Below are 6,686 nucleotides of genomic sequence, written 5' to 3' on the forward strand. Positions count from 1 at the left end.
GAAGCAGGAACCCGCCGAGACGACTGCGCAAGGAGCCATCCATGCGTAGCGTGGTAGGAATCTCCGGCCTAAAGGCCGGGGAGGATGTCAAAAGACCTCAGCTGCCCAACACTGTGCAGCTGACAAAAAATACAGTTCTCTTGGGAGAGGAGCCGAGGGTGGTGGCGTTGGCGGCGCGGAGCGCTTGGGAGCGGATCCACCGGTTGGGAAAGGGGCGGCAAATGCTAACGTCAGAGTAGGGATCTTTCCGCTGGGCAAGGGATCCCGTTACCCTGGTTTTTGGCTTTTTCCCCAAGATCTGGATGTTGAGAGCTGGAATTGTCGGCCTGCCCAACGTAGGCAAATCTACCTTGTTCAACGCCCTCTGTGAAAATGCCAAAGCCGAGGCGGCCAACTTTCCCTTCTGCACCATTGAGCCGAATGTGGGGCGGGTGGCGGTGCCCGACGAGCGCTTGCAGGTGCTGGCCAAGATCAGCGGTTCTGCCGAGATCATCCCCAGCCAAATCGAGTTTGTGGATATTGCCGGGCTGGTGGCTGGAGCCAGCAAGGGGGAGGGTCTGGGCAACCAGTTTCTCTCCCACATTCGCCAGGTGGACGCCGTGGTGCACGTGGTGCGCTGCTTCCAAGACGAGAACATTGTGCATGTGGCGGGTTCGGTGGATCCCTTGCGGGATATCGGGGTGATCAACTTGGAGCTAGCCTTGGCGGATTTGGCCCAGATCGAGCGGCGCATAGAGCGGGTGCGCAAGCAGGCAAAGTCCGACAAAACCGCCCAACTGGAGTTGCAGGCTCTGGAACAATTACAGGCTGCCTTGGACGAGGGCAAGCCGGCTCGCCTGGTACCCCTCAGCCCAGAAGAAGAGCAGTTGATCAAAGGGTTGGGGCTGCTCACCCGCAAAAAAGTCATCTACGCCGCCAATGTGGCGGAAACGGATCTGGCCAGCGGCAATGCCTGGGTGGAGCAGGTGCGGCAATTTGCCGAGGCGGAAGGGGCAGGTGTGGTGGTGGTCTCAGCCCAGGTGGAGGCGGAACTGGTGGAGCTGCCCCCCGACGAGCGACAGGCCTATCTGGATTCGTTAGGGGTAAAAGAGGGCGGGCTGAAATCTCTCATCCGAGCCACCTACGAGCTGTTGGGCTTGCGCACCTACTTTACCTCTGGCCCCAAAGAAACCCGCGCTTGGACGATTCCAGTCGGCGCCACAGCCCCTCAGGCAGCCGGGGTGATCCACTCCGATTTTGAGCGGGGCTTCATCCGGGCCGAGACGGTGGCCTATGCCGATCTGGTGGCGGCGGGATCCCTGAATGCCGCCAAAGAAAAGGGCCTGCTGCGCAGCGAAGGCAAAGACTACGTCGTCCAGGAAGGGGACGTGATGCACTTCCGCTTCAATGTCTAGTTCCCTATCCTCCTGCATCTCTCAGGCAAGCTGGGTTTTCTCAGAAACTGAAGACTTGCTCCCTGTCTTTAGGCAAAAAGACTTAACCCGCCCTGGACAAGGGATCCCAGCGCAGCTCCGGCTGGGTCTGAGAGGGGGCCTTTTCCTAAGAAAACGGTTGACGCTGTAACGAAACATCACAATAATTGGACTAGATAAACAAATGTTTTAGGGATGTATTGATGGATCTGCTGCAATACGGCCCGATGGCCTGGGTTTACATGGCAATCTTTGCCTCTATCATTTGGTGTATTTGGGGTCGTTCGGAAGACGACATCATGTTCTAGCCAGAGCGGGAGAGCTTCCTCTGTCGGCGGGGGCCATTCCTTGCGCTTGAGCCGGCAGGGGCAGCCTTTCACCAATCGTGGCTCTGTAAGGACGTTGTAAAAAATTTTGTAGAATCCTGTTGGGCTTGCGCCAGCCTTGGGATTGACGGCAATACCATCCTAGGCAGTGGGAGACTTTTCCCCCTGCTTTTGCAACACGGCAGCCTGCAGCGGTTATGGGTGTTACCAGCTTGATCTCCCGACGTCCTCTGCCTGGGGCAGAACAGACGCCAGAGGGCTACCGTCTTTCTTGGCGGGGCGTTGGGGTGATGGGGGTGCTCAACGTAACACCCGACAGCTTTAGCGATGGCGGCCAGTGGGGATCTGCAGAAGCGGCTGTGCAGGCAGCCAAAGCCATGGCAGCGGCAGGGGCCTTGATCGTGGATATTGGCGGCGAGTCCACCCGTCCGGGAGCGGAGCCGGTATCGGTGGAGGTGGAATGCGACCGAGTCTTGCCCGTGATCCGGGCCCTGGAAGGATCCGGGATCCCCATCAGCGTCGATACACGCAGAACGGAGGTGGCGGCTGCGGCTTTGGCTGCCGGGGCGCACATCATCAACGATGTCAGCGGGCTGCGGGATCCCCAAATGATACAGGTCTGTGCCGAAAAGGGGGTGCCGGCGGTGATCATGCACATGCGGGGAGAGCCGCGCACCATGCAGCAGCAGACCGACTATGCTGACCTGGAGGGGGAGGTTTTCGGTTTCCTCAGGGAACAGGCGGAGCGGGCTCTGGCGGCGGGCGTGCCCAGCGTTGTTTTGGATCCGGGCTTAGGCTTTGCCAAAACTGCCGAGCAGAATGTAGTCCTGCTTAAAGCCCTACCGCGGCTGGTGGCCTACGGCTACCCGGTCTTGGTGGGGGCCTCCCGCAAAAGTTTTGTGGGTAAGCTTTCCGGCATTGCCGTGCCCAGCGAGCGAGACAGCGCCAGCGTGGCCGTGCACCTGTTTGCAGCCAGCCGGGGGGCTGCCCTGGTACGGGTTCACAACGTGCCGGCTCATGTCTCCGCCCTCGCCACTTGGGAAGCTCTGCACCATGATGCAGGGTAGGCTGGTGCTCCAGGGCCTCGTCTTTCATGCTTATCACGGCCACTGCCCGGAGGAAGCGGTTTTGGGTGGGCGTTTTGTGGTGGACGTGGAGATGCGGCTTTCCCTAGCCGAGATCCAAGATGACCTCTCGCGCACGGTGGACTACGCCCAGGTGTACGAGAGGGTGCGGCAGGAGGTGACCGGCCAGCGCCGCCGCTTGGTCGAGACCTTGGCAGACCAGATTGCAGAGCGGCTGTGGCAGAGCTATCCCCAGCTGGAGGCCCTGACCGTGCGGGTTCACAAGCCCCAAGCTCCCCTGCCGGGGCTGTTCGATGATGTTTACGTAGAGATCGACCGTCGCCGATCTGTATGAATCCCGACCTGGCCTACATTGCCCTGGGAAGCAACTTGGGGGATCCGCTGCAGCAGTTGCGCCTGGCTGTGCAGAAGCTGCCCCAGCTGGGAGAGGTGGCGGCCCGTTCCAGTCTCTACCGCAGCCCAGCCCAAGGGGGGCCACCCGGACAGCCTGATTACCTCAATGCAGTGGTGGCCTTGGATCCCTTTCCCCCCTACCGGTCTCCCCTGGAGTTGCTCGGGGCGCTGCTGGCCATCGAGCAGGAGGCAGGACGGGTGCGGCGCATCCGCTGGGAGGCCAGAACCCTGGATTTGGATCTGCTGGCCATGGGCAGCCGCATCCTGAACAGCCCTGAGCTGACGTTGCCCCACCCCCGCATGATGGAACGTGCTTTTGTCTTAGCTCCCTTGGGGGAGATCGCTCCCGACTGGCGTCACCCTGAGACCGGTGTGGGGGTCAAAGAGGCACTCATCAGTTTGGATCAGTCCTGGCTGGAGCGCACGACCCTCGGCTGGGAGTAAGAAAGAGTTTGGTAAGCTGGTTAGGGATTTCGGCAAAAGGGATCCCATGGACAGCCTCCAACTCTGGCAGCGCTACTGCGATTGGCTTTACTACCATCCCGGCCTGGAGATTTTCGTCGATATCAGCCGCATCCGTTTCACTCCCCCTCAGGTGGAAGCGCTACGGCCTCGCTTTGCCCAGGCTTTTGCCGATATGCAGGCTTTGGAGGCAGGAGCCATTGCCAACCCCGACGAAGGCCGCCAGGTGGGCCACTATTGGCTGCGGGCGCCCGAGCTGGCTCCCACCCCTGAAATCCGGCAGGCCATTCAGGATTCCATTGAGCGAGTGGAAACCTTTGCCGAAAAGATCCATCGCGGAACCATCCCGGCCAGCGGGGGGGGACGGTTCACCGAGCTGCTCTGCATCGGCATTGGCGGCTCAGCTCTGGGGCCGCAATTTGTGGCGGAGGCCCTGGCTCCGCTGCACCCCCCTCTGAATATCCACTTCATCGACAACACGGATCCCGACGGGTTTGACCGGGTGCTGGGGCGGCTGGCAGACCAACTGGGGCAAACCCTGGTGATCACCACCTCCAAATCCGGCGGCACCCCAGAGCCCCGCAATGGCTTGGTGGAGGTGAAGCTGGCCTACCAAAAAGCCGGGATCCCTTTTTCTGCCCATGCGGTGGCCATCACCGGCCCCGGCAGCCAATTGGAGCAGCAGGCGCGGCAGGAGGGGTGGTTGGAGGTCTTCCCCATCTTCGACTGGGTGGGGGGGCGCACCTCCGAAACGTCCCCGGTGGGCCTGTTGCCGGCAGCGTTGCAGGGCATTGATATCCGGGCTTTGCTGGCCGGGGCAGCCACCATGGATGAGGCCACCCGCCTGCCCCACCTGGAGCGCAATCCCGCCGCTCTGCTGGCCATGGCCTGGTACATCGTCGGTCAAGGGCAAGGGCGCAAGGACATGGTGGTTTTGCCCTACAAGGATCGCCTGCTGCTGTTTAGCCGTTACTTACAACAGTTGGTGATGGAATCCCTGGGCAAATCCCACGATCTAAACGGCAACCGCGTGGAGCAGGGCATCGCCGTTTACGGCAACAAGGGCACCACCGACCAACATGCTTACGTCCAGCAGTTGCGGGATGGCTTGAACAACTTCTTTGTCACCTTCATCGAGGTGCTTCAGGATCGGGAGCCTGGGATCCCTTCCCCCTTCGTGGAGCCGCAGGTGACCAGTGGCGACTACCTGAACGGCCTGCTGCAGGGCACCCGCCAGGCTCTCTACGAAAACGGTCGCGACTCCATTACCGTGACGCTGCCACGGGTAGATGCCCGCTCGGTGGGGGCCTTGATTGCCCTCTACGAACGAGCCGTGGGCCTCTATGCCTCCCTAATCCAGATCAACGCCTACCATCAACCGGGGGTGGAAGCAGGCAAAAAAGCCGCCAGCGCCGTCTTGGAGCTGCAACGGCGATTGCTAGAGACGGTGCAGGAGCACCAGGGATCCCTGACTTTGCCCCAACTGGCAGAGAAACTGGGCTGCCCGGAGCGCATAGAAACCCTGTACTGGATTGTGCGGCACCTACACGCCAATGGCCGCGGAGTCCTGTTGACAGGGGATCCCGCCCGCCCCTTGGAGCTGAACATCCAGCCTCGGCCTGCTTGAGCCTCGAGTTTCCTGGAGCAAGTGCGGAGAGCAGGCTTGAGTTGGTCAATCTGTACCTCGCCTTAAGCCCTTCCCGGCCAGCCGACCCCCCTGCCTAGAATCGAGCAAGAGTCCACTCCAGGAGGAGACTATGGATCAATCTGCTGCCGTCCTACCCTTACAGACTCCGAAAGATGTCTCCATCGAAGATATTGAGCGGGAGCTGAACAAGATCTGGTCTTCCAAAGGAGAGAGCGTTGCCGCCCGCGCTGCCACCTTTACCCTGGTGGTGTACGAATCTCTGGACGATGCGCTGTTGCTACCTTCTCCCACCGTCGAGGCCATCGCCACCCAAAACCCCTGTCGCGTCATTGACCTGCGAGCCAAACGAGAGGGATCTGCAGACGACGCCATCGAGGCCCAGGTGGCCGCCTATTGCCCGGTGACCCGCGAGCAGCGCAGCTCGTTGGTCTGTTGCGAATACATCACCCTGAAAGCGCCCGAATCGGCCTTTGTGCGGGCCTGCAGCACCGTTGCCTCGCTGCTGATCCCCAACTTGCCCACCTTTTTGTGGTGGCAAGGGGATCTAGATTTGAACAGCTTGCTGTTTCAAAAATTGGTGGCTCTGAGCAACCGGGTCATCGTCGATTCACGGGGCTTTGTCAATCCAGAAGAAGATCTGCAGGAAATCCACCTCTTGGTGGGTGAGGGGCGCCACTGTGGGGATCTCAACTGGCGGCGGCTGCTGCCTTGGCAGGAACTCACCGCCCAAGCCTTTGACCCTCCCGACCGGCGGGAGTCCCTATACCTCGTAGATCGCGTGAACCTCGACTACAAAGCCGGCAATCCCTGCCAGGCGTTCCTTTTCCTGGGCTGGCTGGCCGGTCGCCTGGGATGGACTCCCACAGAGCGGGTTCAGGCTCAAGAACACGATTACAAGATTGACCGCATCCGCTTTCAAACCCAAATGGGCGGCGAGGTGATGGCAGAACTGGCCGCTGTGCCCTTGGCCTCGGAAATCAGCCAGCCGGGGGATCTCATCGGGCTGCGCCTCACCTCCAGCAACCAAGAAGCCGACGCCTGTACCGTGCTGTGCTCCGAAATCACAGGGTGTATGCGCATGGAAGCCATGGGGGGCGCTCAGAGATGTGTGGTTCGCCAGGTGGCTCCCCTGGAGCAGGACTCCCTCGACACCCTGCTGGCTGCCGAGTTGCAGCGGCTTGGCCCCGACTACCTCTACGAAGAAACCCTAGGGGTGGTGGATCAGATGCTGAAGCTGGGCAAAAGCTGAGATCTGCTTCTGGTTTAAGTGACATACTCCCGCACTCATGCTGATGCAAAGCGCTCCGCGCCGCTAAAGCGAGAGAGTGCGGGCTTCAAGGACTCCGTCCCGCTGACGCGA

Annotated in this window: 6 protein-coding genes; all 6 read left to right on the plus strand. The window is 60.8% G+C overall.

Annotated elements, in window-relative coordinates:
* Positions 1 to 302 precede the first annotated feature (302 nt).
* Positions 303 to 1,394 carry a redox-regulated ATPase YchF gene (ychF, locus tag NW840_RS04090; protein WP_011434459.1) on the plus strand — a complete coding sequence of 364 codons (1,092 nt, stop codon included), beginning with the start codon at positions 303 to 305 and terminating at the stop codon, positions 1,392 to 1,394.
* A 541-nt stretch (positions 1,395 to 1,935) separates the two neighbouring features.
* The gene (gene folP / locus NW840_RS04095; RefSeq protein ID WP_414342546.1) at positions 1,936 to 2,805 is read left to right on the plus strand and encodes a dihydropteroate synthase; all 870 of its coding nucleotides are present in this window, start codon (positions 1,936 to 1,938) and stop codon (positions 2,803 to 2,805) included.
* Complete coding sequence (gene folB / locus NW840_RS04100; RefSeq protein WP_414342547.1) at positions 2,792 to 3,157, plus strand: dihydroneopterin aldolase; 366 nt, start codon at positions 2,792 to 2,794, stop codon at positions 3,155 to 3,157. Before folP ends, folB begins: the two co-directional genes overlap by 14 nt.
* Positions 3,154 to 3,660 (plus strand): 2-amino-4-hydroxy-6-hydroxymethyldihydropteridine diphosphokinase, encoded by a 507-nt coding sequence (folK, locus tag NW840_RS04105; RefSeq protein WP_414342548.1) that lies wholly within the window; start codon positions 3,154 to 3,156, stop codon positions 3,658 to 3,660. The genes folB and folK overlap by 4 nt, the downstream gene beginning before the upstream one ends.
* 46 nt (positions 3,661 to 3,706) lie before the next feature.
* A complete protein-coding gene (locus NW840_RS04110) occupies positions 3,707 to 5,305 on the plus strand; it encodes a glucose-6-phosphate isomerase (RefSeq protein ID WP_414342549.1) in 1,599 nt (532 codons plus the stop codon).
* A 130-nt stretch (positions 5,306 to 5,435) separates the two neighbouring features.
* Complete coding sequence (locus NW840_RS04115; protein WP_414342551.1) at positions 5,436 to 6,575, plus strand: glucose-6-phosphate dehydrogenase assembly protein OpcA; 1,140 nt, start codon at positions 5,436 to 5,438, stop codon at positions 6,573 to 6,575.
* The last annotated feature ends 111 nt before the right edge of the window (positions 6,576 to 6,686 follow it).

This window comes from Synechococcus sp. R5-13, from assembly GCF_047462015.1.
In the GTDB taxonomy this organism is placed as follows: Bacteria; Cyanobacteriota; Cyanobacteriia; order Thermostichales; family Thermostichaceae; genus Thermostichus.

Excerpts from the sequence above, each read along its gene's own strand:
- folK (WP_414342548.1), top strand. The coding sequence starts at position 3,154 with ATGAATCCCGACCTGGCCTACATTGCCCTGGGAAGCAACTTGGGGGAT.
- ychF (WP_011434459.1), top strand. The coding sequence starts at position 303 with ATGTTGAGAGCTGGAATTGTCGGCCTGCCCAACGTAGGCAAATCTACC.
- NW840_RS04115 (WP_414342551.1), top strand. The coding sequence starts at position 5,436 with ATGGATCAATCTGCTGCCGTCCTACCCTTACAGACTCCGAAAGATGTC.
- NW840_RS04110 (WP_414342549.1), top strand. The coding sequence starts at position 3,707 with ATGGACAGCCTCCAACTCTGGCAGCGCTACTGCGATTGGCTTTACTAC.
- folP (WP_414342546.1), top strand. The coding sequence starts at position 1,936 with ATGGGTGTTACCAGCTTGATCTCCCGACGTCCTCTGCCTGGGGCAGAA.
- folB (WP_414342547.1), top strand. The coding sequence starts at position 2,792 with ATGATGCAGGGTAGGCTGGTGCTCCAGGGCCTCGTCTTTCATGCTTAT.